This is a genomic window from Belliella calami (genome assembly GCF_022549695.1).
GTDB lineage: Bacteria > Bacteroidota > Bacteroidia > Cytophagales > Cyclobacteriaceae > Belliella > Belliella calami.
In genome coordinates this window covers 45,901-71,478 of the sequence record NZ_JAKZGS010000018.1, presented here as the reverse complement: position 1 = coordinate 71,478, position 25,578 = coordinate 45,901, and the positions used below count along the sequence as shown (strand labels likewise).

Here is a 25,578-nt window from a genome sequence, read left to right as displayed (position 1 = left end):
ATTTAAAATCCTAACTGAATACCAACCTGATAACTTTTCGTAATAGGTACTTGACCTGTACCTGTTCCTGTAAATTCAGGGTCATATCCAGGATAATCAGCATATGTCCATAGATTCATTGCGTTTGCATAAACTCTAGCCCTTGTAAGACCAAGGTTTCTGATAGTACTTGAGCTAAAGGTATAACCTAGTTGCAACTGTGCAAGTCGGATAAAATCTGCATTCAACAATGCTGCTGTACCAAAGTTTCTACCTTGGCTTCTAATCTCGTTTCCACCATTAGAATTCCCAACATTTCTTGGTATATCTGTCATGTCACCAGGGGTAGTCCATTGTCTATCCACGATTTCTGTCAAAGTATTCAAGGCAAGCCTTGTTCCGGCTTCTCTTATAAACCCATACTGACCATCTGAAACAACTGCACCATATTCATAAGTAAAGAATGCAGTAAACTCAAAACCTTTATATTTAAAGGTGTTGCTCAGACCTCCATAATATGGTGCCAAGTTAGAGCCAAAGTAAGTCCTATCGCTTGCAATCGGCTGATAAGTTCTATTTCCATTAGCATCAAACCACATTGGTCGACCTGTAGCCGGGTTCACACCAGCATATTCAGCTAGAAAATGTGAGCCTGGAGCTTGACTTCCCGGAAATGGTGGGTTACCAACAGACTGACCCACAGCAATACCAGGATTTGCAGGCAATGCATCTAACCCATCATATAGAGAAACGACTTCATTTCGTATATAAGTAAAGTTAAATGAAGTTCTCCATTGGAATCCACCCTTGTCAATATTCACAGTACTTACTTCAAACTCAATTCCTTTGTTCATCAATTCTCCAACGTTGTTTGCAATTGTCCCAAAACCATTGGTCCAAAGAATAGGTTGATTCAAAATCAAATCTTTGGTTCTTTGATCAAAAACATCTACGGAACCTGTCACCCTGTTATTAAAGAAACCGAAATCGACACCTAGGTTAATAGTTTGATTGGTTTCCCAACCTAAGTCAAGATTTGCTAAGGAAGTAGGTCTAATACCTGCATTCCCTGAATAATTTCCACCTGCACCATAAAGTCCTCTAGCAGCGAAGTTCCCGATTTGATCATTACCTGATCTACCCCAAGAAGCTCTTAACTTTAGATCTGTGATTTTATCAGAATCCTTCAAAAAGTCTTCCATAGCAACATTCCAACCTGCTCTTACAGAAGGAAAAACACCATATTGCGTGTTAGCTCCAAATCTAGAAGATCCATCATACCTCGCAGTTGCAGTAAACAAGTATTTTTCTTTGTAATTATAGTTAGCACTAGCAAATAAACTTTGTCTCTTATATCCAGTCCAAAAACCTCCTACAAACTGAGGCGTTGCACCCGAGTCTATATAACGAAATTGGAAAGTAGGAAAACCAATAGATTCACCGTTCAAACCTTGTCTTACTTCAGAATTAAATTCAACACCGAATAAGCCAGTTAAATTATGTACATTATTATATGTCTTATTCCAGTTCAAAGTATGTGTTGTAATGAACCTGGTTCTCCAGTCATTTGCTGCAGTAGCTCTACCTCTTACACCTTGACCATCTGGGGTTCTTGGATCTCTATATCGATTTTCAGTAATCATTCTGTAATCAATACCAGCCAAACCACGATACGTTAAGTTGTCCAATATTTTATAATTTGCAGCTACATTACCTACAATTGCATTTGTGTTTGTTGTACCTGAATTGTATTCATTTACCAATACAATATTTTGATTCAACACTCCACGTATTGTAGTGTTAAAGCTTCCATCCTCATTATAGATTGCGTTGTGAGGCAGCACTGTAGATGAAGAGAATGCTGGACTACCCAATGAAGAACCATCTATTCCAAAAGGAGTGTTTTGAGAAATAGTAGACAAATTGATGTTGGTCTCTAATGTTAGCCTGTCATTTGCTTTGTGAGTTAATGAAGTTCTAAACGTACCTCTTTCAAAATCGACTGGTCTGAATGAAGACTCTTGATAATTATAAGCTCCAGATATAAAGAATGTTGTCTTTTCATCACCACCAGATACATTGAGCTCATATGTTTGCAATCTTCCACTACCCATTGCTTCTCTTTGCCAATCATAAGAAGGTAAACCTAATCCGATCGCATCTAAACCTTCAGCCCCAAGTTCTTGCCAGTTGGCAGGAAGTATGCCCATTGCATTCAAAGAATTAGCTTGTGGATTACCTACGCCTGCTTGGATAAGACCATCTCTTCTCATGGAATACCACTCAGGACCACCTAAAACATCTAAGTATTTCATTGGCTGAGTCTCACCAGCAAAAGCATTGAATTCAAATCTTGCTTTTCCTTGCTTACCTTTTCTCGTTGTGATGATAACAACACCGTTAGCTGCTTGTGAACCATATATAGCTGCAGAAGCTGCATCTTTTAGAATCTCCATTGATTCAATATCATTAGGATTCAAAAATGCAAGTGGATTATCTTGAGTAAAAGAAGCGTTTCCTTGATTGTTTAACTGTACACCATCGACGATGAAAAGCGGCTCATTCCCTGCGGTAATTGAACCAACACCACGAATACGGATATTGACAGCACCACCTGGTAAACCATTTGAAGACCTAACCTGTACACCTGCTGCTCTCCCCTGTAATGCTCTGTCAAAAGATTGCATTGGTAAGTTTTCAATCACGTCCCCTTTCACGGACGATACCGCTCCAGTTACTTCTCTCTTTGGCTGGGAGCCATAGCCCGTAACAACTACTTCTTCCAAACTCCTCACATCAGGTTGTAATACAACATTAACTTGAGATCTATTTCCAATATTAGCTTCCTGCGTCTCAGTTCCTACAAAAGAAAACACCAAGATGTTGCTTCCTTGTGGAACACTCAACGAGAAATTACCGTCCAAATCTGTAGCAGTACCAAGTGTGGTACCTTTCACTACGACTGACGCTCCGGGAATCGGCAATCCGTCTTCCCCGGATGTTACCGTACCAGTAACTACGCGCCCTTGTGCAAATACCGAAGCAGATGCCATCAAGAACGCAAGTCCTAGAAGTAAAATTTTCCTCATATTATTTTTTTGTTTTGGTTTAACGATACTCCAATTTTATTCATAAACTTGATATAATCCTAAGATTTTAAAAAAATTTACATCATTAACATTCAAAAACCACTTCTACTTCGTGCTGATTTTCTCCTATAAACAGAATTTTATTCCAAAAAATAGCCCATATGTATACTTAAAAAATAAAATAGAGATGAAATGATTTATTAATCAAAAGATAATTTTTTTTTAACTTTAGTTAACAAATTAATTAAAAGGCAATTTTAATGAGCTATCATTGTGATATCCATACAATATGCTAATTATAATTATTTATATAAATATTAGATTAAATAATTTATAAATATTTCTATATGACTATTAAATTATCTTTTAGAGATATAAATTAATTTAATAGTAAAACCTTGAAAACAATATTTAACTGTATTTTTTTAACATAAAACAGCATAATTCGCTAAAAATTAAACAAAATACAGTATATCTTAGATCAATATTTTTGTAGGATAGAATTATTCTAGGGTATCGTTAGTTCACAACCCATGAGCCAATCAGAATTTTATTAATCCCAAGGGAACCATGGCTCAGAAAACCATTTAAATTGATGAATTTATGTGAAAAGTGTAAAAATCAGTTTAAATTTTTACTCCTATATATCAACAAAACTAAAACGTGAAAATTTATGCTTAATTAGACATCCTTCTAAAGAATTGAAATTGTAATCCTCCTGTTCAGCGCTCTGTTATCAGATGTATCATTAGGAACTACTGGCTTTGAAGACCCGAAACCTTCCGTTTTGAGTCGACCTTCATTGATTTTGTTTGAAATCAAGTATTGTTTGACGCTTTCTGCCCTCCTCAAACTTAGGTCTTTATTATAAACTTCAGCTCCTATATTATCTGTGTGTCCAGCAATCTCTATCTTTACCGATGGATTTTCATTCAAAAAACCTATCAATCTTCTCAAAGAAGTACTTGATTCTTGCTTTAACTCATCCTTATCAAAATCGAAGAAAATGTTCTCGAAGGTAAACTCCTCTCCAGCTGCCACAGGCGTAAGTTCTACATTTAGATTTTCTTGATTCTGCAAACTATCTCTGTCCACATTATAGATTTTGGGAAGAAAGCCTTTTTTCTCCACATATAATCCTGAAGAAGCTTTGTTAGGATATAACATAGTGAAATCCCCGGTTCGCCCATCTGACTGGAATTGGTACATTTTGCTATCAGTAGCCAAATCTACCAATGACAATTTTGCTTCAACAGGCTCTCCTGTGTTTTTGTTCAAAACCTTACCTGCTGTCACCATTAGCTTTTCCCCCAAATCTATCTGCTCTGGAAACCTGAATTTATAAAGAAACGAACGCTCTTGGTTTCCATCATTCAAAATAGTCTCCGTGTAATATGCGAAATCTCTTTGGGCAGTAATAAAAAGTGCAAGTTGATCTTGATGGTCATTGATTGGATATCCAAGATTGACTGGCTTCCCAAATTCGCCCCCTTCTACCCTGGAGATAAACAAGTCAATCCCTCCAAAACCCAAATGCCCATCTGAGGCAAAAAACAAAATCTCATTATTAAAATATATAAATGGAGACACCTCGTCTTTTGGGGTATTCACTTTAGACCCAAGGTTTTTGGCCTCAGACCAAGACCCATCGCCCATCCTTAAGGAGTACCAAATATCTTTACCTCCAAAACCTCCCCTTCTATTGGAAGAGAAGAAGAGAATTCTTCCATCTGCGGATAGCGAAGGCTGCGAGTCCCAAACCCTTGAATTTACACTTTTCCCCATATTGGAAGGCTTCTGCCATTCATCGTTTACTTTGTATGAAATATACAAATCACAATCCCCAAAGGAATCTGGAGTCTGGCAAGAAGTAAAAATCAAGATTTTTCCGTCTGCTGAGATGGTGCAAGTACCTTCATTATATGCTGAGTTGATACTCGAGGCAATGCCTCTTGGCTCACCCCATCTGGCAGAATCTTCATCGAAATAAGACACAAAAATATCTTCATGCTCACTATTCGTGACTCCATCTCTTTTGGTGAAAAGCATTTTTTTACTATCCGCAGTGAGCACTGGGAAGTATTGAAGTGTAAATTGATTGAGTGGTTCTGCAAGTTTTTCTTTTTTGATATCATAAACCTCCTGAATGCCGATTCTAATAAAATCAATCTGCTGTTCCATCTCTTTGAACGGGCGGGTGGATTTGAATTCGGCAGGCATCAAGGCTTTGGTATTATCAAACTCCTGAATAGCGGAATTGTAACCGCCAATCTTGAGAAAGCAATGGGTTTTGAGCCAGGCAATTTCACCAAGAAGACCTGCGGGTGCTTTGACATTTCTTGCCAAACCCCGATCGACAATCTCCAAAGCTTCCTCTGGCAATCCTTTTGTCAAAAGAATTCTACCCCATTTCAGATAAGACTCCAAAAAATTAGCTTCTCTGCTGATGGAAGCTTTGTATTTGGCTATGGCTTCATCGTACATTCTCTTTTGGACAAACTCATCACCCTCTTGATGAAGTTTGATAGCCCGATTATCTATAATAGTATAAGTCTGGCTAAAACTTGAAAAAGATAAAAATAAAAAGAGTATGAATAGATGAATTTGCCTCATGGATTTATGGTATATCCATAAATTTATGTGTTTGTAGCGATATATTCCAATTTGGATGTGATTTTACGTAATCAATAATCTGATTTGTGAAGACATTGGCTTTGCTCCATTCAGGTTGAAGAAGTAATTTACAATCTCTATTCACGAGAGAAGCATGTTTTTCGGCAAATTCAAAATCTGATTTATGAAAAACTACTACCTTCAATTCATTCGCAACAGCATAAATACTTTGATGTGGGGCTTTGAATTTTTTTGGTGAAAAACAAACCCAATCAAAATCTCCTGAAAAAGGATGTGCTCCGGAAGTCTCTATGTGGGTAACGAAGCCTTCTTGCTTCAAAAGGGCTGTAAGAGAATCCAAATTATACATCAATGGTTCACCTCCTGTGATGACCACTTTTCTGCCAGGAAATGACTTTGCTTGGGCTACAATCTCTTCGATTGATAAAACAGGCCATTTTTCACTTTCCCAAGAATCTTTGACATCACACCAAACACAACCTACATCACAACCTCCAAGTCTAATAAAATATGCCGCATGTCCTGAGAAAGTCCCCTCTCCTTGAATTGTATAAAAAGCTTCCATGACCGGAAGCATAACTCCTGCTGCTACTGCTGTCTTGTTATCCATCGTAATTTTTGATAAAGCGGGTAATCGAACCGCTGTGTAAAACTCATCCCGATTTTCGGATTGCAAAGGTAGGTTTAATTTTAACATTAGAAAAATTCTGCCTGAAACAGATCAATTTTGACAACAGTCTATGTCCATCTTAAAACAGCTGATTGATTTAAACTTCAAACAATATTATTAAATGGCTACTAGTATGAAAAGGAATATCCATTTTATCCAAAGACAATCGCTGACAGTCAACAGTAGGCTCAAAGCAATCACTTCCTCTAGAGTTCCCTGCCTGATCTTGATCACACCCCTCATAAGTTAAGTTCCATTTTGATATCACAACGAAGATACTTCCCACATTCTGGCGGCATTTCAGAAAACCCTAAACTCCGATAAAGCCCAAGTGCTGGCGCCAACTTGGTATTGCTGTAAAGAACCAACTTCTTACCTCCCAACCCCCTAGCTTTTTCCACAATGGCACATGCCAGTGCCCTTCCTATCCCCTTTCCCTGAAACTCGGGCACGACAGCCATTTTGATCATTTCAAAGACACCTTCCTCCACATATTTCAGACCCACTGTACCCACTACTCTATCGGATGCCTTCGCCAAAAGTATCGCACCACCGGGGTGCAGGATAAAAGTCTCGGGGCTTTCCAATTGTTCTAAATCAAATGGCTCTATGGAAAAAATTCGCTCTACCCAAGCCTGGTTGATCCTCTGAAAATCAGCCTGATACTCTGACAAGTAAGGAACTATAGATATAGATTGCATAAACGACAAGAAATTCCAAACCAAATATAAACAAAAAAGCTTCGCAAAGAGTAGATCAATACACTGTGCGAAGCTTTCATCAATTAGAAATAAGGGCTAATTTAAAAACCCCAAAACAGACTGTTTACCTACTTTATCCTTATTTTCCAACTCCAACAATTCTGATTTTCTCCAAAGTCCTCCAGCATAACCGGTAAGCTGACCATTCTTGCCAACTACTCGATGGCAAGGGAGCATCATTAATATTGGATTTGAGCCTATTGCGGTCCCTACAGCTCTTATTGCATTTGGGTTTCCTAGGCTATTTGCTATTTGCTCGTAAGTTTTTGTGTTTCCAAAAGGGATCTTGTTAATTTCAAGCCACACTTTTCTTTGAAAATCTGTACCTCCGAGTGCTACGGGAATATCAAATGTCTTTTGCTTCCCTTGAAAATATAAGCCCAACTGAATCCTGACATCCATCAATACACCATCTAGGAAAGTATCGGTTTCAGGTTCTTCGGTAAATTGTAAAGAGATCAAATAACCGTCAAAGACCTCTGCTTTGACATTGCCCAAGGGCGTCTCCATCACTGCATACTCTCTCATATCTACTGTCTTTTTTAAGGTTAATACTCAATGATCAATAAATATTCTCACGCCAATAATGTAACAACGAAATATAAGCTGTTTTGTCTTATAATATGAGCATTATTTTGATTTTTGACAAAATTTAAGAGTAAACGAGAAATACCAACAAGAAAAAATCACCAAAAAAACAAAACAACATACCAATAATACGCATTACACCAAATCAAAAAAAAATTAGCGCTAAATTAAAAAACACTACATTCATATAAATGACTCTTGATGAAAACATCACTCCTAAGCATTGCATTACTGATTTTCTTCCTTGGAAAGCTTCGTTTATCAAAAAGCAAGTTTGTAAACTAATGGCTCAATGTTTTCTAAAGGAATCGCACTGCACCAATATGTCGAGTATGAAGAGAAACAAATATCTAATCCCTCAACTCTATAAAAACGCTCTCGACCCCCTCAATAAATCACCAACCTGTATTTCCACAACTCCCTTACTTCGGATATATTGACATAGAATGGTTTGTAAATAGGGTTGCTGGAGCAAAGCAACAGCCTTTCTTTTTCCTTGATCTGATTGTAGGCTATTTTAAAAGTCACCCCGTCTTGTTCCGTGACAACGACATATTTTTCCCCATCCTTCAGCACAGTCCAGTCGTCCATATATTCGCAAACGATCCATGCACCTTCCGGAATCGGCAACATGGAGTCCCCATCAAGCTGAAAAACTCTGTGCTTCTTGTCTGTAGGTAAAAATGGCAAGGAAAATCTCGGCAACTCCTCAATAAAATCAGGATCTGAGAAGCCTGCCAAATAGGATGCTTTTGCTTTTTGGGAAACCACTTCTATCAGCTCCCTACCATCGACATCCACTGTGGTGGTGAGAATTCGAAGGTTTTTCCCTTTGAGAAATTGATCTGTCTCCAACACCTGTCTCAACTTGTACTCTGACAGTGAACTCAGGTCTTTCCTTATCAACAAATCGACCGAAACCCCAAAATAATCCGAAAACGCCAGCAACGTATCCAAAGGTGGATTGATGTTTAGTTCATAACCTGCGAGTTTGGATCTACTGATTCCCATGGCGTTTGCCAAAGTTTCCTGAGTAAGGGACTTTGTTTTTCTGAGAAATTTGATGTTTGCGTTTAAAGAAGGCATGGTAGTGATATTAGGATTGATGAATGTTTTAAAACCCATTTATTTTTCAAATCGTGACATTCTTTGTCAAAGATACTTTTTGATGATTCAAATTTAAAAAATTCAGTTTATATTATAGACAAATAATTGTTAAAATATTTAACAATTATAAAAAAGAGTGATCAAAAACATCTACATCCCAAAGAAAATGACTCCAGAAAACAGGAAAATCGTACACATGGATCTCGACTCTTTCTTTGTATCCGTGGAACGCCTTTACGATAGCAAACTCAATGGCAAACCGATCCTCATAGGGGGATCAGGAGACCGAGGCGTAGTAGCTTCTTGTAGCTACGAAGCTAGAAAATTTGGCGTGCACTCAGCCATGCCCATGCGTACCGCCAGACAGCTGTGTCCTGAGGCTATGATTATTAGAGGGGATTTTGAGAAGTATAGCCAAAAATCACACGATGTGACAGAGATTATCCGGGAAGATGTACCCCTTTTCGAAAAATCATCAATAGACGAGTTTTATATAGACTATACAGGTATGGATAGGTTTTTTGGCTGCTTCAAGATGGCAAAAGAACTTCGTGAACGAATACTCAAAGAGACAGGCCTTCCTATCTCCTTGGGACTATCTGAAAACAAAACAGTCTCTAAAGTAGCCACAGGAGAAGCCAAACCCAACAATGCCAGAGAGATTCCTTTTGGTCTTGAAAAACCGTTTTTGGCACCACTATCTGTACGCAAAATTCCAATGATCGGAGAAAAAACATCCCACACGCTCTATAATATGGGTGTCAAAAAAGTCCATACCTTACAAATAATGCCTTCAGAACTGCTGGAGGCCACCTTCGGTAAAAACGGACGCATGATCTGGGAAAAAGCCAATGGGATAGACCGTTCCCTAGTCACGCCCTATTCAGAAGCTAAGTCTATCTCTTCTGAAAACACTTTCGAACAAGACACCATTGATATCAAAATGCTTGAATCACATCTGATCGCCATGACCGAACAGCTTGCTTCCAAGCTCCGCCAAAAACAGCAACTCACAGCATGTGTGACTGTAAAGATCCGCTATTCGGATTTTGATACACATACGACACAGCAGCGAATTGCCTACACCTCCACGGATCATACACTGATCTCTGTGGTGAAAGAACTATTCAAAAAACTCTACAACCGTCGAATGCTGATCCGCCTAATCGGTGTACGATTCAGCAGCTTGGTGCATGGCAACTATCAAATCAATCTATTCGAAGACTCCGAAAAACAAATCAGGCTGTACCAAGCCCTAGACAGACTAAACATCAAATACGGTGACAAAACCGTCTGCCGTGCCATCGGCATGCAGGTTGGCAGACGGAGGTTCAATCCTTTCAATGGAATGGGTATTTAAAAGCCTAATTTATACAGTTAAAAAACCCATATAATTGTCTGGAGACACTTTATGAAAAACAGTATCCGGATAAGCCTCTTCAAACCCAGAAGGAAGTGATGACCTTCTCTTTGGATTCCATTTGGCTTCGAAGGCATGGATTACCCCTCCCTTTTCCTCAAGCCAATCCAATTCCATCCCTGTCGTCGTTCTCCAGAAATAAATATTGGTTTTTATTCTGTTGTAATTCAGAAACTTCATTCGCTCACTAATGATGAAATTCTCCCAAAGTGCTCCCACATCATTCCGTAAGGACAAAGAATTGAAATTGTTGATGATCGCATTTCGAACACCATTGTCCCAAAAATAGATTTTCTTCCCCTTCTTGATTTCCCTTCTCATATTGCGACTGAAAGAATTCATCTTAAAAATCACATAGCTTTTCTCCAAAAGGTCTATGTATTTTTCGGCGGTTTCCTTATCTATCCCTATCGTATTTCCCAGCTCATTGAAGGTCACTTCAGAACCTACTTGCAAAGCCAAGGCAAGTAATAATTTCTGCAAAATAACAGGCTTCCTCACTTGGTCTAAAGTGAGAATATCTTTGTAGAGATAGCTACTCGTGAGCTCTTCAAGAATCTCTTCTGCTTCACTTGGTCTATTGACAACTTCAGGGTAAAAACCATAAATCAGCCTCGTATCAAGCATCCTTCTTTCCTCCCTTTGAGAGCTATGAGCTATCATTTCTCCTGTAGAAATGGGATAAAGACTCAATTCCCTCTTCCTTCCTGTGAGTGGCTCTTTGATTTCATTTGCAAGTTCCAAAGCTGAAGAACCAGATGCAATCACTTGTACATCGGGCATACCATCCGCTATCAGCTTCAGAGTCAAGCCAATGTTTTTGACCCGCTGAGCTTCATCGATTACCACCAGTGCATATGATCCGACGAGTGACTTCAGTTTAGTAATCGTCGCGTCTTCTAAATCAGCTCTATCGTCAGGGTTGTCACAATTGAGCCACAATGCATCCAGCCTCTCACGCTCTATCAGCTGCCTCAACAAAGTAGTCTTCCCTGCCTGCCTTGGACCCAATACCAGCAAAACCTTTCCTTGATTGAGTCTATTTTTAATTTCGCTTTCTATTACCCGAGTGATCATTTCTAGATAAATTTAAAGCAAAATTATGATTATTTTCGATCATAACCGAAAATAAACATGTAATTCTTCGATTACGATCGAGAATAAACATATATTTCTTCGGTTAGGAAATCACATTCATCAAAAACAGACGTCGAAGGGGATCGTGAAACATTTTGTATTTACTCGCAAAGATCAATCATAAAACGTCAGAAAGTAATTGGTTCAACTGCTCCAAACTGATCTGCCTGGCCACAATCCTCCCTTCACGGTCAATCAATATATTATCTGGAATAGCATTTACACCAAACATCTTAGCGACTTCATTTTGGCTTCCCTGTAAATCTGAAACATTCAACCAAGTCAACCCATCAGCTTGAATTGCTTTTCCCCAACTCTCTCGATCAGCATCTAAAGACACTCCCAAAATCTCAAACCCAATACCCTTGTACAGTTCATATATCTTTAACAGGTTTGGGTTTTCTGCGCGACATGGACCACACCAGGATGCCCAAAAATCAATTCCTAAAATAAAATCTTGAGTTCTCATCCTTTTTTATGTTGATTTCAGTGGTTTTACTCGGAAGGTTCACTTCTGATCCAATAAGCTCTCCAGATACTGTTCCCAAATATTGAGATATACCAGCATTACTCTTGTCTAAATAAATCTCCAAATTGGGGATACTGACTACTGACAGCCTCGAGTCTGTATTTCCATTAAAATTCAAAAAGCTTACACCATGCTGATTATCTAATCTAAAAGCAGATTTTGTAGCCATCACCGTCAAACTATCATAATTAATCGCATCAAAGCTTCTCAACTCAGAAACATTATTTAAGATGATAGATTTGATATCTTTATCAATACACAACGTGAATGTCCCCAGTTCTTTAATCCGTAGCTCTTTGATGAACAATGTGTCGTTCCGCACTTCGGTAAAATACGGATCTGGATCCTCAGAGGGGTCTTGAACATCACTCTCGGAGAGGTATTTCTTATATTCGACTCGGCTTTCTCCTCCTCTCTTAAATGTCAAAATCCCAGAGTCTTGAATAGAAACTACCGAAAACCCACCTTCAATTGGTGTCTGATGAATCAATGTCTCTATCCTCATTGCATTCTCCTTCTCCGAAAAATAAAGAGACACAAACATACTCCCAACCACTGATACCCATGCGAAACCCAAAAAAGAGAATAATAGCTTATTACTTGTTTTCATTTTGATTGTCATTAAGTTGATCGAATAGTAATTTAAAATCAGCGGGTATCATTTTCAATACTTTCGCTTGATGTACCAGCCTAGGAAGCTCTTCTTTTACGAAAATCTCTTTTTCATCTTGAATCAAGCGCTCTCTCGCATGATCAGAGACAAAAAAACCAATCCCTCGTTTGTTATCCACTATCCCTTCATTCTCCATCAAGGCATAGCTACGCATAACCGTGTTTCTATTGACTTCCAAGTCCACTGCCAATTCCCTGACAGAAGGAATCTTATCTCCCGGGAGTAGCTTTCCTGTGAGAATCTGATCGACCAGCCTGTCTCTAATTTGGACAAATATGGTTTTCCCATCACTAAACTCCATCTTAGACCTCCCTTTCTTTTAGCTTGTGATATGAAATAAAATAACTTAAAAAGCTACCCAAGAAAAGTAAAATTATAAGTACAAAAACAAATAGAGGAACTCCATCAAATACCTCAAGTTCATTTATATTCGTATTATTTTTTGTATAAAAACTTAATAGAGCCCTACATGAAAGAACGGTTATCAATACAAAAAGAATTTTTATCAATGGTGTATAAACAAAATTCCATTTCCCAAAATACTGACTGCCTAATATCATAAAAGAAAAAAGAAAAAAAACACTCCCAATGAAAAACGCATTGAAAGACCAGTGCTCCCCTTCCGTCAAAATCCATAAAGATTCAAACCTTAAATACTCAATTTTCTCGAAATTTTTGGTACTCAAAATATTATTCATCAAACTAAATCCGATCAGCCTCGCTAGGAGCACTCCGAACCAAAAAACAAAAGGCATAGCAATCAAGGCAACACTAAATTTTGTTAATATTTGAGCAATTAGTTTTTCTATATGGGAAGCGGGCAATAAGAGATAGCGTTCGGAAGATGCCTTGGTTACAAGATCTTTGAACCCTTGACCAACAATAAATATTATTACCGCTAAGAAATACACGAAATAGACAACTTGATAATGCTTTTGCTGCCACCCAGTTAAAAGATGCCTAGTCTGCATCCAAGCTATAAGAATCACTACTGAAACCAACACTAATGCACCGATGAGTATTGTTAAATAATACTTTCTATGCATCAAAAATTCAAACTTGATCAGCTTTAAAATTCTGGATATAGATATGTTGTTCATGATGTTGCTTGATTTTGAGTTGATAAAAATTCTCCGGCCAACTTGCCTGCGATCACTGCATTAAATAGTAATTCCAAGTCAGGACTACCACCAGAATTACGTTCTCCATAAGGCTGTTTTACTATATATTGAGCTCCAAGAAGATGTGACTCTACAAAAACAGCTTGATCAGGAGCTTGAGGTCCTTGGGAAAAGACAAATTGATTCTCTAGCTCCTCCAGATCTGCATGCAACTTCACTTTTCCCTCATCCAAGACAATGATCTGATCGACTAGATTTTCGATGTCCTTGACCTGATGTGTAGAAATAACCATCGTCTGATCCTCTTGCAAGCTTCCCGAAAGCACTCTTCTAAATGTGCTTTTTGAAGGAATATCCAAGCCGTTCGTTGGTTCATCAAAAAGCAACAACTTCGCCCCAGTACTCAACCCTATGGCTATTTGCAACTTTTTTTGCTGTCCATAAGACAGATTGGAAACCCGTTGATTCCCTATAATCTGAAACTCTGAAAGCAGCTTTTCAAATCGATCTAAATCAAATCCAGAATAAAAATCTTGGTAAACACTCGAATATTCCTTCACTTTCAAAAACTCCGGCACAGAAACTTTTTCAGGAACAAAAATCATTTGGTTCAAAAAAGGAATCGATCGATCAAATGTAGCCCCACCCTCAAAACTCACTTCACCTGAAACTGGCTTTAGCAATCCTGCCATTAAGCGCATCAAGGTGGACTTCCCTGCTCCATTCAATCCCAAGAGCCCTATAATCTTGCCCTCACTCAATTCTAAATCCATCTCCTCGCAAAGCCACGGCTTTTTAGGGTAGGAAAAACTTAACTTTTTGACTGAAATCATATCACGTTGTTTTACTGTCATAGTATAATATGACACTAACATAATCGATTAAATTTATAAGTCAAAATTTTTTAAAAGAAATACTGAAAATTATTTTTTTAACTCATATTGAACCCATTGGGATTTATATTGTAAAAACCCAATGGGTATAACAAAAAAAGGGCGACAGATCAACTGCCACCCTTTTATTTTGTATTGAGTATCTCTTGTCAAAACACTATTCAACTACTCTTACTCGAACTCTTGTCGAGACTATCTGATCACCATTGTCTAGTGTCACAAGAAACAAAAAGGCAAGTTCTTCATCAATTTCAACAGGAGTAACTTCTCCTTCGCTATTTGTCCTTACCTTTTCTTCAAATTCGGAAATCGAAGTCAAGAATTCTGTACTTGTACCAGCTACTTGGATCGGATCACCAATATAGCTTGTGCCTGAATTCAGTGTACCAACGTTTATATCCGAAGCACCACCCACCACTTTAGTAATTTCGCTGATAGTTCTCCCGCTTGTTTCAGGAATTTCCATCTCGTATCGAATTTCTCCATCTCCACTCAAAGAAACTTCAATGTATGGATCAAATCCAAACGTCGTAGCATTAGGGAAAGTCAAAGGAACAGCAGCAACATTGTCGCTGTTCAGCTCTCCAAAGTCTTGCTCACATGAACTTGCGAACAAGGCTAAAACCAATAGAAATATATAATTTTTCATCTTTTTCATGTTCTTAATTTATTCATTCCACCAGACAGGGACATTTGGAAATACATTGTTAGGAAAATTTGGATTCCTATTCACTTCTTGAGATACATACTGTGCTCTCAAAGGTCTTTGATTAGGATCTATACCACCCGCATTCTGATGCGGAGCCAAAGTAGGGTAACCTGTTCTTCTCCAATCAGTCCATTGCTCGACACCGTTACCTGTCCAAGCAATATATTTCTGAGTGATGATTTTCTCCAAATCCTCTTCAGCATTTCCTGACAGCGTCACTTCATCTGCATTTGCGGCAAAGTATGCGTCTATTTGAGCGGAAGACAATCCAGCCAGTGACATAGAAGCTCTGATTCCTTCTTGGTAGTATTCATTGGCATCACCAGCGATTCCAAGCCTTACTACTGATTCAGCCAGTATGAATGCTCTTTGGAAATTCGTCAACAACCTTACTGGTCCAGCACCACCACCAGTCACATAGGTATTGAATCTTGACCAAGATGTTTGTGGCAAAGGTCTTTGTCCTGCAAAACCATTGTCGATAGTCACGTAACTACCAGTTGGGGCAGTGACAAATATCGGCAATCTAGGGTCATTTTTACTATTCAACAAATTAACAAACCTAGTGCTAATGATCAAATCACCTGCGAACGTAGAAACATTTGTCCATTCATGAATTGGCGCATAACTGCCTTGAGAAGTCCCAAATCTCACATTCAAATCATCTTCATTACTCATGATATAATCATTTGCCTGTAAAACCTCATTGATAATTGTAGTGGCTAATGCTGGTTCTCTGTAAGAGATGGTATTTGCCATTTTGAGCATCAAGGTATATCCTGCTCTTCTCCATTTGTCAAGATCGCCATCATAGACAATATCATCTTGACCTGGCATAAGTGTACTTTCTCCTGCCAAATCATCAATACCCTCTCTCACTAAGTCAAATAAACTTTGTATCTGATCAGTGCCTTTGTAGATATCTTCCTGACTATCCAATGCTGGCTGCGTATTTTCAAGACCTCCTAGTGCTTCTGAATACGGCACATCACCCCAAGTATCGGTTGCCAAAGCAAAGTTATATGCTTGCATGATTTTCCCAATACCAGAATATGCAGGTGCTCCCAACTCGTCTGCAGCTGCAATCATATCTTCAAATGCGATTAAAGACCCGCCATACAGTTCAAATCTCCATTGATTACCAAAATCATCGCCATCAATATCATAGATATCATAAGCTGAAGGAGATCCTGCTGCACCCGCAGTAACAGAAATCACTGTTGAACCAAATCTATTTAGTTCATTGTTGTTGGCAAATGCTGCACCTGCCAAACCAGAAGAGAGTAATAATTCTGGAGTCACAGCTTCAGGATTATTCGGATTTTCGTTGATATCCAAAAATTCCCCACAACTAGTAGCTAGCAAACTAAGTGCTGCACCTAATATTATATTATTAATTGCTTTCATTATTTCTCTTTTAAAGTGTGAATCTGATATTGACACCATAATTTCTAGTATTCGGAACGCCGTTCAAGTCCAGCCCTTGAATATTACCTGCACCTTGTGAATTCAACTCTGGATCTCCCGGGAATCCTGGAGCAAAAAACCATAAGTTTCTACCACTAAAACCGATACTCGCATCTCCAAAAGGCGTCCTTTCCAAGAACCTTCTCGGCAAAGAATAAGACAAACTCACCTCTCTCAACCTGTAAACTGTAGCATCATAAACACCACTTTCAGATATCAGTCCACCTAGACCAGCCCAATAAGTCTGTGCAGGAACTTGGATATTATTAGGTACATATTGACCTTCTCCTACTTCAATCACACCTGGAAGTACTCTTGGCAATTCTCTATCTACACCTGTCATTTCCAATGCTCCTCCATTTCTTTGATCTACCATACCAAATGAATATATATCACCACCTTGACGAGTATCAATCAATACACCTAAGGTGAAGTTTTTGTAATAGAAAGTATTCATCAATCCAGCAAGCCAGTCTGGCTGAGGATTTGCAATCACTTGGCCTGCAAGAGTTGGTTGATATGCACCAGTTAATGGATTAATCAATAATTCACCATCACCATTTCTCTGCATTTGATTTCCAACAATGACACCATAAGGCTGGCCCACTACAATAGAAGGGGTAAGACCAATGAAACCATCGCCTGGAATACCTGATTGATCAACGCCTGGAGCAATTTCTCTTACTTCATTCCTTATTCTGGTGAAGTTCAGACCTAGATCCCAAGTAAATTGACCTGCCTGCAAGACAGTCCCACTTAATTCCAATTCAATCCCTTGATTGACCATTTCCCCTACATTGGTGGTTTGAAGATCATATCCTGAAGAGTTTGAAACCGCTACGTTGAAAATCTGGTTTGTAGATCTTGTAAAGAAATAAGCTGCATCAATAGAAAGTCTATTATTGAACAAGCCGACATTACCTCCTACTTCATAACTAGTCACAAATTCAGGAGTCAACTGCTCCGAACCAAGTCTAGCCCCAGGAAGGAAACCAGGAATATTTGCTCCCCCAACTCCTATCGGGAATGTAATGGAAGCAAGGTTATTACCAAAACCAGCAGTCCCGTAGAATGTGTTTAACAAATAAGGATCGGCGTCCCTACCAACTCTTGCAGCACTTGCTCTAAGCTTTGCATAAGACAGAAAATCAGATTCAATGTTCAAAGCATCCGTCAAAACAAAACTTGTAGCAACTGAAGGATAGAAATAGGCATTATTTCCAGCAGGCAAAGTAGAAGATTGATCGACTCTACCTGAAAGCTCCAAGAATAAGTAATCGTTATAAGCCAATGCCAATTGCGCATAGTGACCTATTAATCTTCTTACCGAAGATGATTCTCCCGAACCTGTAAATACAGATGCACTACTCACATTGTCAAAGAATGGGACATTCAAGGCAGAACCAAAAACGCCTATACCCTGAAAATTCCTTTGGTTAAGGTTTTGACCTAGCAATAATGTTGCATCCAAACCTTCTGCAAGAAAGTTTGACTTGGAGGCAGTAATCATTAAATCTCCATTTAGCTCTGAACGATACAGCATATCTTCTGCAATACTTCCAGCAGGTGTTCTTGCAGATCCGATTCTAGCGATATCTTTCCTTCTATCTGTATAAGTATCTGCTGTAACTCTATAAGTGATATTTAGCCAATCTGACACATCATAACCTACAGTAAAGTTTCCAAATACCCTATCCACATTACTTTCCAAGTACTCATTTTCAAGACTCCAAAGTGGGTGATTCTGCGTAGGGTTATAAAACAAACTGTTTCCTAAATCATCCTGAAAAGGCATTCCAACCAAATCAAATGACCTTGGAATTCTTGTGATTTGACCAAAAGCCGACCCTCCATTACCTGTAAGGGTATTTCTTGAGCTTGATTTGACATAAGTGACATTCCCACCAACTTTCACACCATTGTTCAGCTTTTTATTTCCTCCAATTTGCACATTGTACCTATCAAAAGTAGAGTTTGGAATAATTCCGTCTTGAAGGGAAGTGTTCACTGCGACAATAAAATTATCATCTCTATCTCCTGAAGCTATACTTACACCATTTTGGATGATTCTACCTTGCTGATAAAAATCAATTATATTATTTGGATAAGCTTGGTAAGGCACTGTTGTTCCGAAACTAGTCTCAACATTTTCGAAACCTGGAGTTCCAAATGCCGGCCCCCAAGAACCTGTAGCAGTATTGTTGAAATCATTTTGGGTTCCTTGTCCATATTGGTTTTGGAATTTTGGCAAACCGTATACATTTTGAACATTTACAGAAGATGTAACAGTCACCTCGGTTTTGTTTTCCAAACCTGCACCACTTTTGGTCGTGATCACTATAGCTCCAGCAGAAGCCCTGGATCCATAAAGTACAGATGCTGCAGGACCTTTCAATACGTTAACAGACTCGATAGACTCTGGTGCAATATCATTCAGCCTATTAGAAGGCTGTGATCCAAAAAGTGTATTTTGGGTATTATCGGTATCATTGTTAAAAATAATCCCATCTACAACGATCAAAGGCTGATTGGATCCAGTAAATGAAGTGATCCCCCTGATATTGATATTCGTAGATGAACCTGGAGCACCAGAAGCACCAACAATATTTACTCCAGTCAATTTACCCTGAAGTGAATTCAAAAGATTTGGCTCCGATTTTTGGCTGACCATATCTCCTTTGATAGATTGGACTGCATACCCCAGGGAACGTTCGTCACGTTCTATCCCTTGTGCTGTCACAATCACTTCTCCCAATTCGGACAAATCCGATTTCAATACCACATTAATTTCTGAGCGATTTCCAACACGCTCTTCTTTTGTCGTATAGCCTACAAAACTGAATACAAGTACAGCATCATTTGACCCTACCTCTAGGGAAAAGCCACCATCCAAGTCTGTTGTAGTTCCAGAGCCTGAGCCCTTAATCAAAATATTCACTCCCGGTATCCCCTCAGGCTCATCGCTCGAGGTAACTCTACCGGTCACTGTCTTACTCTGTGCCCAAACTCCCTGGACACCAAACAAGAGTAACAGATAACACAATAAAACTCTCTTCATCTTATTTTATTAAGGTTAATCAATAATTAATAATTACAAATATTAATGTTTTTTATTATAAAAAAAGTTACTAAAGTTCTATTTAAAACATAATGAAACAGTAATATTATTTTGATTTATGACTTAACACCTAATTAACATACATTTAACAAAATTATTGATTATTTATATAAACAATTTATAATAAACAATATTTATTCACAGGTAAAATATAATTTTATTTAAATGCTATTTTTAGAATATTTAATCATTCATACATGAAATCAATAATTGTTTAACAAAAAAATTATATTTCAAATATTAGGAGTTATACAAAATGAAAAAATTATCATTTTTTTTTAACAAAAAACACTATTCATCTATTATTAGTCTTATACACTAAATTCAACTATTTTTTACCAATTTTACCGACCACATATTTAACACTCTGAAAATTAATTGGATAAGAAAACCTTTCTTCCAAATTCAACATTAGATTCTATTAAAATCAAAACATATTATGAGTATCCGCAATGTTGTACATAGGGTAAGAAGTGGCTTTGTAAGTTGCGGATATTCGTCATCAGACAACAGTTCACTGTCAACAGAACCACAAATCGTTCATCCAACAATCTATTGTTTGGCTACGTGTAAGAAAGCGGATAATCATAAAACATATTATGTAGATAGTAATTCAAAAAGATAGTTCTATTTGTTTCATTTCGACCCACCAAAAGCGGACAAGTTATTAATTGATATTAGATTTTGATAAATATTGATCTAAATCAAACATTAGTGCTAGAATTATAATCTACTGGAAAAATAGCTTTTAATCATAAAACATATAACACAGAAAACAATTTCAAATATTACCGTGTTGGATCCTTATCAACTCTTTAATCATGATGCTTCACTTGGAGTTTTGCAAGGATTCAAGTGGATTGCTAAAAAATCATATGCCTAAATTACCTTCTGAGGGAAAGTTTGTAGACGTCTCTGACTATGGGAGACCTTTTGCTAGAGCTTTTGTCAACAAAGTACAACACACCCAAATCACCCCGGTTCAAGTTACTTATTTGTTTGGAATCTGCGGATTGATTGCCATTTATTGCATTTTGAACAACTATTACTTCGTAGCAGGAGTATTTCTTATTCTCAAGTCAATTCTGGATGCAGCTGATGGGGAATTGGCCAGAACCAAAAACAGACCATCTTATACAGGACGGTATTTAGATTCCATTTTTGACATTTTCTTAAACTTCTTTTTTCTGCTAGCTATTTGGAAAGTTACAGAATCATCAATCTGGGTTATGGTGATTGCCTTTATTTGCGTCCAGCTTCAAGGTACATTGTACAATTACTATTACGTCATTCTTAGACACAACACAGAAGGTGGAGAGCGTACTAGCAAAATTATCGAAGACGAACGACCAATAGCTTTTCCAATTGAAAATCAAAAGACAGTTGACTTTCTATACGACACCTATAGTATTTTATATGGTGTTTTTGACAAGATTATTTTTAGTTTTGATAAAGATGCAAGTGTAGCTCCAATTTTCCCAAAATGGTACATGTCAATAATTTCGATCTATGGATTGGGTTTCCAATTGTTAATTATGGCTATTTTACTATCATTTGGATTGGTAGATTTTATTATTCCATTCTTTATTTTATACACAGGATTTCTGATTGTATTTATAACAATTAGGAAAACAATCCTCAAATAAAACACACTCCTTCTCAAAAACAATTTAATTATATGAATACCCGCTATGAATCCTCCGGCACCAGAATGTTTCACTTAAAAAATTATGTGAAAAACAAACAAGTTGATAAATTAGCACTTCGATAGTGAAACAACAAGAAGAGGTCTTAAAGACCTCTTCTTGTTGCAAAAAATTAGAATTATCTAAGTACTTTTTAGAAATCGAAATACTGAAACCAATACTTCAATATGAAAAATTATAAAATCAATAAACATATTGGTGGTTATCCTATCACAATAGGCAAAACCAATTTTTCCCATTTTACCACTATCCCTGGCGTTTCTACCGATATTGTCATTTGTTCTTGACTCTCGTCAGCCCAAGAAGGAGTAGATTCTACTCTCAACACATCATTTTCTTCTTTGTATTGAAAATGACCATGTTCCAAATCCCACTCAGAATTGAAAATAACAGTCCATTTCCCAGATTCTTTGGGAATTGTGAATAGAGAATATCTTCCAGAAGGAAGTACAGATCCTTCAACAGTAACATCGGAATCAAACTCAACAAAAGTAGCTTCGTTTGCCCCAGTTCGCCACACTTCATTGTAAGGCTCCAAATCACCCCAAATTACTCTTCCTTTTACTGAAGGAGCGCCATATTGGACTTTCACTTTCACATTGTCACCCACTGTACCTTCTGTAGTCCTCAATGGACTAGCACGCTCTTGTACAGGCGCAAGTTCTTCCATTTCAGTATTTGTTTCTTCCTCTTCTGATTTATTCTCTCCTCCGCAACCATAAAAGGTCATTGATCCAGCCATTAAAATGGCAATCATCCAAGCATTTGATTTTTTCATGTGTTCATATTTTTTTCGAATTCGAATTTAAAGAAAAATTCTTGAAGTAAATGCTAGCGTACTTATTTCCCTTGTACAATGATCCGCTCAACTTGAATTTCTTTAATTTTTGACGGCTCGACTTTCAATGGATTGTCTGATAGAATCAAAAAATCTGCAAATTTTCCCACTTCAAGAGATCCCGTCATTTCTTCCATAAACGCAGACTTAGCTCCATCTAGAGTCATGGCTCTCAGTGCTTCTTCAGCCGTCAAAGCCTGGGTTGCATACCAACCCGTAGGCGGGTTATCTTCCAAGTCCATTCGTGTCACACCAAAGTACAAGGTCTGCATAGGTTCCCAAGGTTCACCAGGCATATCCGAGTTAAGAATGAAAGGAACCTTATGGTCAAGCATATTTCTCCAAGCATAGGCATGTTTGATTCTTGTCGGCCCCAGCCTATCTTCTGCCCAGTTTCGATCGCCTACTGCATGACTACTCTGCATACTCACCCAAACTCCAAGCTCCGAAGCTCGTGAATAGAAATTTTCATAGACCACTTGAGCATGTTCCAACCTCCAGCGATGATCAAAAGGTTTACTATGAATAGCTTCTTTATATACATCTAGTATCCTATCATTCCCCAAGTCTCCGATAGCATGTATGGCCAACTGAAACTCCTTTTCTGTTGCCCGAAATGCCAAATCTTTGATCTTAGAAATACTAATCCTCTCGGTCATTCTCGCCGCCTTGGGATTATCTGCATATGGGGCAAAGAGCAACGCCGTCCTTGAACCCAAGGAACCATCATAAAACACCTTGATCCCTTTGACCAAAAATTTCCGCTCTAAATCCATTTCTGGACCTTTTTCAAACCATTCTTCCATCATTTCATCATCGTTTCCATTGAGCATACCGTAAACCCTGATTGGAAGCAAATTTGCAGTATCTAGTTCTTGGTAAGCCTGAAGTGAAATCTTTGTCATGCCAGCTTCATGGACGGCAGTTATACCTTTGGACTTTAATTTTTCCAAACCTGAAAGAATCGCACGCTTTGCATCTTCCACAGTTTCTTCAGGCACAAAGCGATTGACTAATTGCTGAGCTGAAGTTTCCAAAACACCTGTTGGCTCTCCATTTTCCCTCCTGATGATCGCCCCTACTTCTGGCTCAGGTGTTCTGCTGTCAATCCCCGCTATTTCCAGCGCCTTACCATTATAGAAGCCAGCAAACCCATGCAATGCCTGTAACTTGACTGGATTATCAGGAAAAGCCAAATCTAAAGCAGCTCGATCTGGATAACCCATGCTTGCCCACTCACCCTCATCCCATCCAAATCCCAACAGCCACTCTCCTTTTGCCGGATTAGGAAAAAAAGCTCTCAAGCGATCCACCATCTCATCTACCGTAGTGGTCCCTTCCAGATTAGCTTTAAGTGTTTGCTGACCAAATTCATGTGCATGCACATGTGAGTCAACTATACCCGGGACGACTGTCTTTCCCTCGAGGTCAACTTGAGTAGCCCTGGGAAATTGCGACTTTAGTACTTCATAAGAGCCAACTCCCACAATGACTCCAGACTGAACAGCCATTGCACCCACCACTCTACCGTTTTCTGACATGGTAATCACCTCAGCGTTGAAATACAAAGTGACTTTTTCTTCTGTCCGGCAAGAAAACAAAAGACAGCTTACCGTTACTGTAATTAGGGTTTTTATTTTTGATTTTATAATGCTTATTTTCATCTGAATTTAATTTATCATTCAATTGCCAGACAGAATCTCCCATAAATATAATGACCCCTCAGATGAAGGGCTTTATAGCAATGCTCGATTTTTAGGAATTTGAATCAGTAAAAGAATAACCCCTAAGATAAATGAAACATTTATTCCATGTATTGAAATCCTCGCTGTTTGCATTGATTATTATTCTAATGGCAAATGCCTGTCAGCCATCTACACCAGAAACTGAAACTTTTGAAAATCCATTTTCTGGATCTAGTCCTTGGCCAGAAATCAGAAAAGAAAGGCTTCAAAAACTTCTTCCCCAAGCAATGAATGCTGCGAATGTAGATGCTTGGGTAATCATTTGTAGGGAAAACAACAATGACCCCATTGCCCATCATATTGGTGGAGAAAATGCTGGCGGTACGGCCGTATTCCTTTTTCACAAAGCTGAAGAAGAGTTCACTTCTACTGTATTTTCTCCAATCGGAGAAGCCACTGCTTTGGCCGATTTAAAGATCCATGGCAATGTTATCCCTGTGGAAAGAGGTGCTTCTGCAATTTCGCAAGCAGCTGAATTCATCAAATCTAAAAATTTCAAAAACATTGCTATCAACAGCTCAAACGAGAATGAATTGGCTGATGGATTAAGTTACACCCAAAGAAAAACATTGGAAGAAGCTCTTGGAAACCATGCTGAAAAACTAATTTCTTCTGACAATTTGGTATATGAATTCTTGGCAATCAAATTACCTTCTGAAGTAGAAATCATGGCAAAAGCTGCCCAATTGACTTCTGATTGGCAATATGAAGCTTATGCTCAAATCATCCCTGGCAAAAGTACTGATGCCGATATCGCAAAATTTCTGAAAAAGAAAATGGAGCTATATGGAGTAACTGATGCATGGTCACCCGACCAAAACCCAAATGTAAACTCAGGTGAAGACAGAGGACATTCCCATGCCACAGAAAAAGTAATCATGCCAGGTGATGTGATTCAGATTGATTTCGGCATTAGAGTATTTGATATGTGGGTATCTGACATCCAAAGATTTGCTTATGTACTGAGAGATGGGGAAGAGGTAGCACCGGATTCTGTACAGTTCTACTTCGAATCTTCAATAGGTGGAAATAGAATTGCATTAGAGGCCATGAAACCAGGAATTCTGGGATACCAAGTCGATAAAGCTCAAAGAGACTGGATGGAAGAAAGAGGTTCTGAATATGTAATGTGGAGCACAGGACATCCTGTTGGCTATGTCGCCCATGATATTGGACCTAATCTAGGAGGAGGAATGTTGGCCGATCCAACCACAAGGCCTGCTGCAATGAAGCCATTGAAAGAAGGGATGCTTTTTGCATTTGATGGATTTCATGCTTGGAAACTACCAAACGGAGGAACAAAAACCATGTCTGTAGAAGAAACTGCTGTAGTCACATCTGATGGGGCGAGATATTTGATAGAACCTCAAAAAGAATTGATTTTAATAAAGTAA

General features: G+C 38.3%; 20 protein-coding genes. 3 read left to right on the top strand and 17 right to left on the bottom strand.

Annotated features, from left to right (window positions below; all coding sequences use genetic code 11):
- Nucleotides 1-2 precede the first annotated feature (2 nt).
- The 6 genes from MM236_RS16875 to MM236_RS16850 all read right to left on the bottom strand — a co-directional run bounded on the left by MM236_RS16875 (nt 3) and on the right by MM236_RS16850 (nt 8,846).
- Nucleotides 3-3,068, bottom strand: a complete 3,066-nt coding sequence (locus MM236_RS16875) for a SusC/RagA family TonB-linked outer membrane protein (protein WP_241276169.1) — start codon at nt 3,066-3,068, stop codon at nt 3-5.
- A gap of 693 nt (nt 3,069-3,761) precedes the next feature.
- The gene (locus MM236_RS16870; RefSeq protein ID WP_241276168.1) at nt 3,762-5,681 is read right to left on the bottom strand and encodes an OmpA family protein; all 1,920 of its coding nucleotides are present in this window, start codon (nt 5,679-5,681) and stop codon (nt 3,762-3,764) included.
- 4 nt (nt 5,682-5,685) lie between these two features.
- A complete protein-coding gene (locus tag MM236_RS16865) occupies nt 5,686-6,312 on the bottom strand; it encodes a 7-carboxy-7-deazaguanine synthase QueE (RefSeq protein WP_241276167.1) in 627 nt (208 codons plus the stop codon).
- A 299-nt stretch (nt 6,313-6,611) separates the two neighbouring features.
- Complete coding sequence (locus MM236_RS16860) at nt 6,612-7,073, bottom strand: GNAT family N-acetyltransferase (RefSeq protein ID WP_241276166.1); 462 nt, start codon at nt 7,071-7,073, stop codon at nt 6,612-6,614.
- Between the two features lie 96 nt (nt 7,074-7,169).
- Nucleotides 7,170-7,661 (bottom strand): methylated-DNA--[protein]-cysteine S-methyltransferase, encoded by a 492-nt coding sequence (locus tag MM236_RS16855; protein ID WP_241276165.1) that lies wholly within the window; start codon nt 7,659-7,661, stop codon nt 7,170-7,172.
- 447 nt (nt 7,662-8,108) lie between these two features.
- Nucleotides 8,109-8,846, bottom strand: a complete 738-nt coding sequence (locus tag MM236_RS16850) for an XRE family transcriptional regulator (protein ID WP_241276164.1) — start codon at nt 8,844-8,846, stop codon at nt 8,109-8,111.
- A gap of 148 nt (nt 8,847-8,994) precedes the next feature.
- Here MM236_RS16850 and dinB point away from each other — a divergent pair, with 148 nt between their 5' ends.
- Nucleotides 8,995-10,188 carry a DNA polymerase IV gene (gene dinB, locus MM236_RS16845; protein ID WP_241276182.1) on the top strand — a complete coding sequence of 398 codons (1,194 nt, stop codon included), beginning with the start codon at nt 8,995-8,997 and terminating at the stop codon, nt 10,186-10,188.
- Between the two features lie 9 nt (nt 10,189-10,197).
- On the opposite strand, the gene MM236_RS16840 is transcribed toward dinB, so the two are convergent.
- The 9 genes from MM236_RS16840 to MM236_RS16800 form a co-directional block, all read right to left on the bottom strand.
- Entirely contained in the window at nt 10,198-11,325 is a 1,128-nt protein-coding gene (locus tag MM236_RS16840; RefSeq protein ID WP_241276163.1) for an ATP-binding protein, read from the bottom strand.
- A gap of 178 nt (nt 11,326-11,503) precedes the next feature.
- Entirely contained in the window at nt 11,504-11,854 is a 351-nt protein-coding gene (locus MM236_RS16835) for a TlpA family protein disulfide reductase (RefSeq protein ID WP_241276162.1), read from the bottom strand.
- Nucleotides 11,823-12,524, bottom strand: a complete 702-nt coding sequence (locus MM236_RS16830; RefSeq protein ID WP_241276161.1) for a hypothetical protein — start codon at nt 12,522-12,524, stop codon at nt 11,823-11,825. Before MM236_RS16830 ends, MM236_RS16835 begins: the two co-directional genes overlap by 32 nt.
- Nucleotides 12,511-12,888: a GntR family transcriptional regulator gene (locus MM236_RS16825; RefSeq protein ID WP_241276160.1), complete on the bottom strand. Its 378-nt coding sequence runs from the start codon at nt 12,886-12,888 to the stop codon at nt 12,511-12,513. Before MM236_RS16825 ends, MM236_RS16830 begins: the two co-directional genes overlap by 14 nt.
- Nucleotide 12,889: 1 nt before the next feature.
- A complete protein-coding gene (locus tag MM236_RS16820) occupies nt 12,890-13,687 on the bottom strand; it encodes a hypothetical protein (RefSeq protein WP_241276159.1) in 798 nt (265 codons plus the stop codon).
- A complete protein-coding gene (locus tag MM236_RS16815; RefSeq protein WP_241276158.1) occupies nt 13,684-14,541 on the bottom strand; it encodes an ABC transporter ATP-binding protein in 858 nt (285 codons plus the stop codon). The genes MM236_RS16820 and MM236_RS16815 overlap by 4 nt, the downstream gene beginning before the upstream one ends.
- A gap of 217 nt (nt 14,542-14,758) precedes the next feature.
- A complete protein-coding gene (locus tag MM236_RS16810; protein WP_241276157.1) occupies nt 14,759-15,250 on the bottom strand; it encodes a hypothetical protein in 492 nt (163 codons plus the stop codon).
- An 18-nt stretch (nt 15,251-15,268) separates the two neighbouring features.
- The gene (locus tag MM236_RS16805) at nt 15,269-16,717 is read right to left on the bottom strand and encodes a SusD/RagB family nutrient-binding outer membrane lipoprotein (RefSeq protein WP_241276156.1); all 1,449 of its coding nucleotides are present in this window, start codon (nt 16,715-16,717) and stop codon (nt 15,269-15,271) included.
- 10 nt (nt 16,718-16,727) lie between these two features.
- Nucleotides 16,728-19,835 (bottom strand): SusC/RagA family TonB-linked outer membrane protein, encoded by a 3,108-nt coding sequence (locus MM236_RS16800; RefSeq protein ID WP_241276155.1) that lies wholly within the window; start codon nt 19,833-19,835, stop codon nt 16,728-16,730.
- Between the two features lie 881 nt (nt 19,836-20,716).
- On the opposite strand from MM236_RS16800, the gene MM236_RS16795 reads away from it, so the two are divergent.
- Nucleotides 20,717-21,541 carry a CDP-alcohol phosphatidyltransferase family protein gene (locus MM236_RS16795; protein ID WP_241276154.1) on the top strand — a complete coding sequence of 275 codons (825 nt, stop codon included), beginning with the start codon at nt 20,717-20,719 and terminating at the stop codon, nt 21,539-21,541.
- A 262-nt stretch (nt 21,542-21,803) separates the two neighbouring features.
- Here the strand turns inward: MM236_RS16795 and MM236_RS16790 are convergent, their stop codons facing one another.
- Together MM236_RS16790 and MM236_RS16785 are read right to left on the bottom strand one after the other, a co-directional pair.
- Nucleotides 21,804-22,379 carry a DUF2911 domain-containing protein gene (locus MM236_RS16790; RefSeq protein WP_241276153.1) on the bottom strand — a complete coding sequence of 192 codons (576 nt, stop codon included), beginning with the start codon at nt 22,377-22,379 and terminating at the stop codon, nt 21,804-21,806.
- A gap of 62 nt (nt 22,380-22,441) precedes the next feature.
- Nucleotides 22,442-24,103 carry an amidohydrolase gene (locus tag MM236_RS16785; RefSeq protein WP_241276152.1) on the bottom strand — a complete coding sequence of 554 codons (1,662 nt, stop codon included), beginning with the start codon at nt 24,101-24,103 and terminating at the stop codon, nt 22,442-22,444.
- A gap of 131 nt (nt 24,104-24,234) precedes the next feature.
- Between MM236_RS16785 and MM236_RS16780 the strand changes: the two genes are divergently transcribed.
- Nucleotides 24,235-25,578: a M24 family metallopeptidase gene (locus MM236_RS16780; RefSeq protein ID WP_241276151.1), complete on the top strand. Its 1,344-nt coding sequence runs from the start codon at nt 24,235-24,237 to the stop codon at nt 25,576-25,578.

What these genes read in the sequence shown, in the direction of transcription:
- MM236_RS16790 (WP_241276153.1), bottom strand. Translation starts at nt 22,379, where the DNA reads ATGAAAAAATCAAATGCTTGGATGATTGCCATTTTAATGGCTGGATCA.
- MM236_RS16850 (WP_241276164.1), bottom strand. Translation starts at nt 8,846, where the DNA reads ATGGGTTTTAAAACATTCATCAATCCTAATATCACTACCATGCCTTCT.
- MM236_RS16820 (WP_241276159.1), bottom strand. Translation starts at nt 13,687, where the DNA reads ATGAACAACATATCTATATCCAGAATTTTAAAGCTGATCAAGTTTGAA.
- MM236_RS16795 (WP_241276154.1), top strand. Translation starts at nt 20,717, where the DNA reads ATGATGCTTCACTTGGAGTTTTGCAAGGATTCAAGTGGATTGCTAAAA.
- MM236_RS16810 (WP_241276157.1), bottom strand. Translation starts at nt 15,250, where the DNA reads ATGAAAAATTATATATTTCTATTGGTTTTAGCCTTGTTCGCAAGTTCA.
- MM236_RS16875 (WP_241276169.1), bottom strand. Translation starts at nt 3,068, where the DNA reads ATGAGGAAAATTTTACTTCTAGGACTTGCGTTCTTGATGGCATCTGCT.
- MM236_RS16805 (WP_241276156.1), bottom strand. Translation starts at nt 16,717, where the DNA reads ATGAAAGCAATTAATAATATAATATTAGGTGCAGCACTTAGTTTGCTA.
- MM236_RS16830 (WP_241276161.1), bottom strand. Translation starts at nt 12,524, where the DNA reads ATGAAAACAAGTAATAAGCTATTATTCTCTTTTTTGGGTTTCGCATGG.
- MM236_RS16835 (WP_241276162.1), bottom strand. Translation starts at nt 11,854, where the DNA reads ATGAGAACTCAAGATTTTATTTTAGGAATTGATTTTTGGGCATCCTGG.
- MM236_RS16800 (WP_241276155.1), bottom strand. Translation starts at nt 19,835, where the DNA reads ATGAAGAGAGTTTTATTGTGTTATCTGTTACTCTTGTTTGGTGTCCAG.
- MM236_RS16865 (WP_241276167.1), bottom strand. Translation starts at nt 6,312, where the DNA reads ATGGATAACAAGACAGCAGTAGCAGCAGGAGTTATGCTTCCGGTCATG.
- MM236_RS16815 (WP_241276158.1), bottom strand. Translation starts at nt 14,541, where the DNA reads ATGATTTCAGTCAAAAAGTTAAGTTTTTCCTACCCTAAAAAGCCGTGG.
- MM236_RS16860 (WP_241276166.1), bottom strand. Translation starts at nt 7,073, where the DNA reads ATGCAATCTATATCTATAGTTCCTTACTTGTCAGAGTATCAGGCTGAT.
- MM236_RS16780 (WP_241276151.1), top strand. Translation starts at nt 24,235, where the DNA reads ATGAAACATTTATTCCATGTATTGAAATCCTCGCTGTTTGCATTGATT.
- MM236_RS16825 (WP_241276160.1), bottom strand. Translation starts at nt 12,888, where the DNA reads ATGGAGTTTAGTGATGGGAAAACCATATTTGTCCAAATTAGAGACAGG.
- MM236_RS16785 (WP_241276152.1), bottom strand. Translation starts at nt 24,103, where the DNA reads ATGAAAATAAGCATTATAAAATCAAAAATAAAAACCCTAATTACAGTA.
- MM236_RS16840 (WP_241276163.1), bottom strand. Translation starts at nt 11,325, where the DNA reads ATGATCACTCGGGTAATAGAAAGCGAAATTAAAAATAGACTCAATCAA.
- dinB (WP_241276182.1), top strand. Translation starts at nt 8,995, where the DNA reads ATGACTCCAGAAAACAGGAAAATCGTACACATGGATCTCGACTCTTTC.
- MM236_RS16870 (WP_241276168.1), bottom strand. Translation starts at nt 5,681, where the DNA reads ATGAGGCAAATTCATCTATTCATACTCTTTTTATTTTTATCTTTTTCA.
- MM236_RS16855 (WP_241276165.1), bottom strand. Translation starts at nt 7,661, where the DNA reads ATGAGAGAGTATGCAGTGATGGAGACGCCCTTGGGCAATGTCAAAGCA.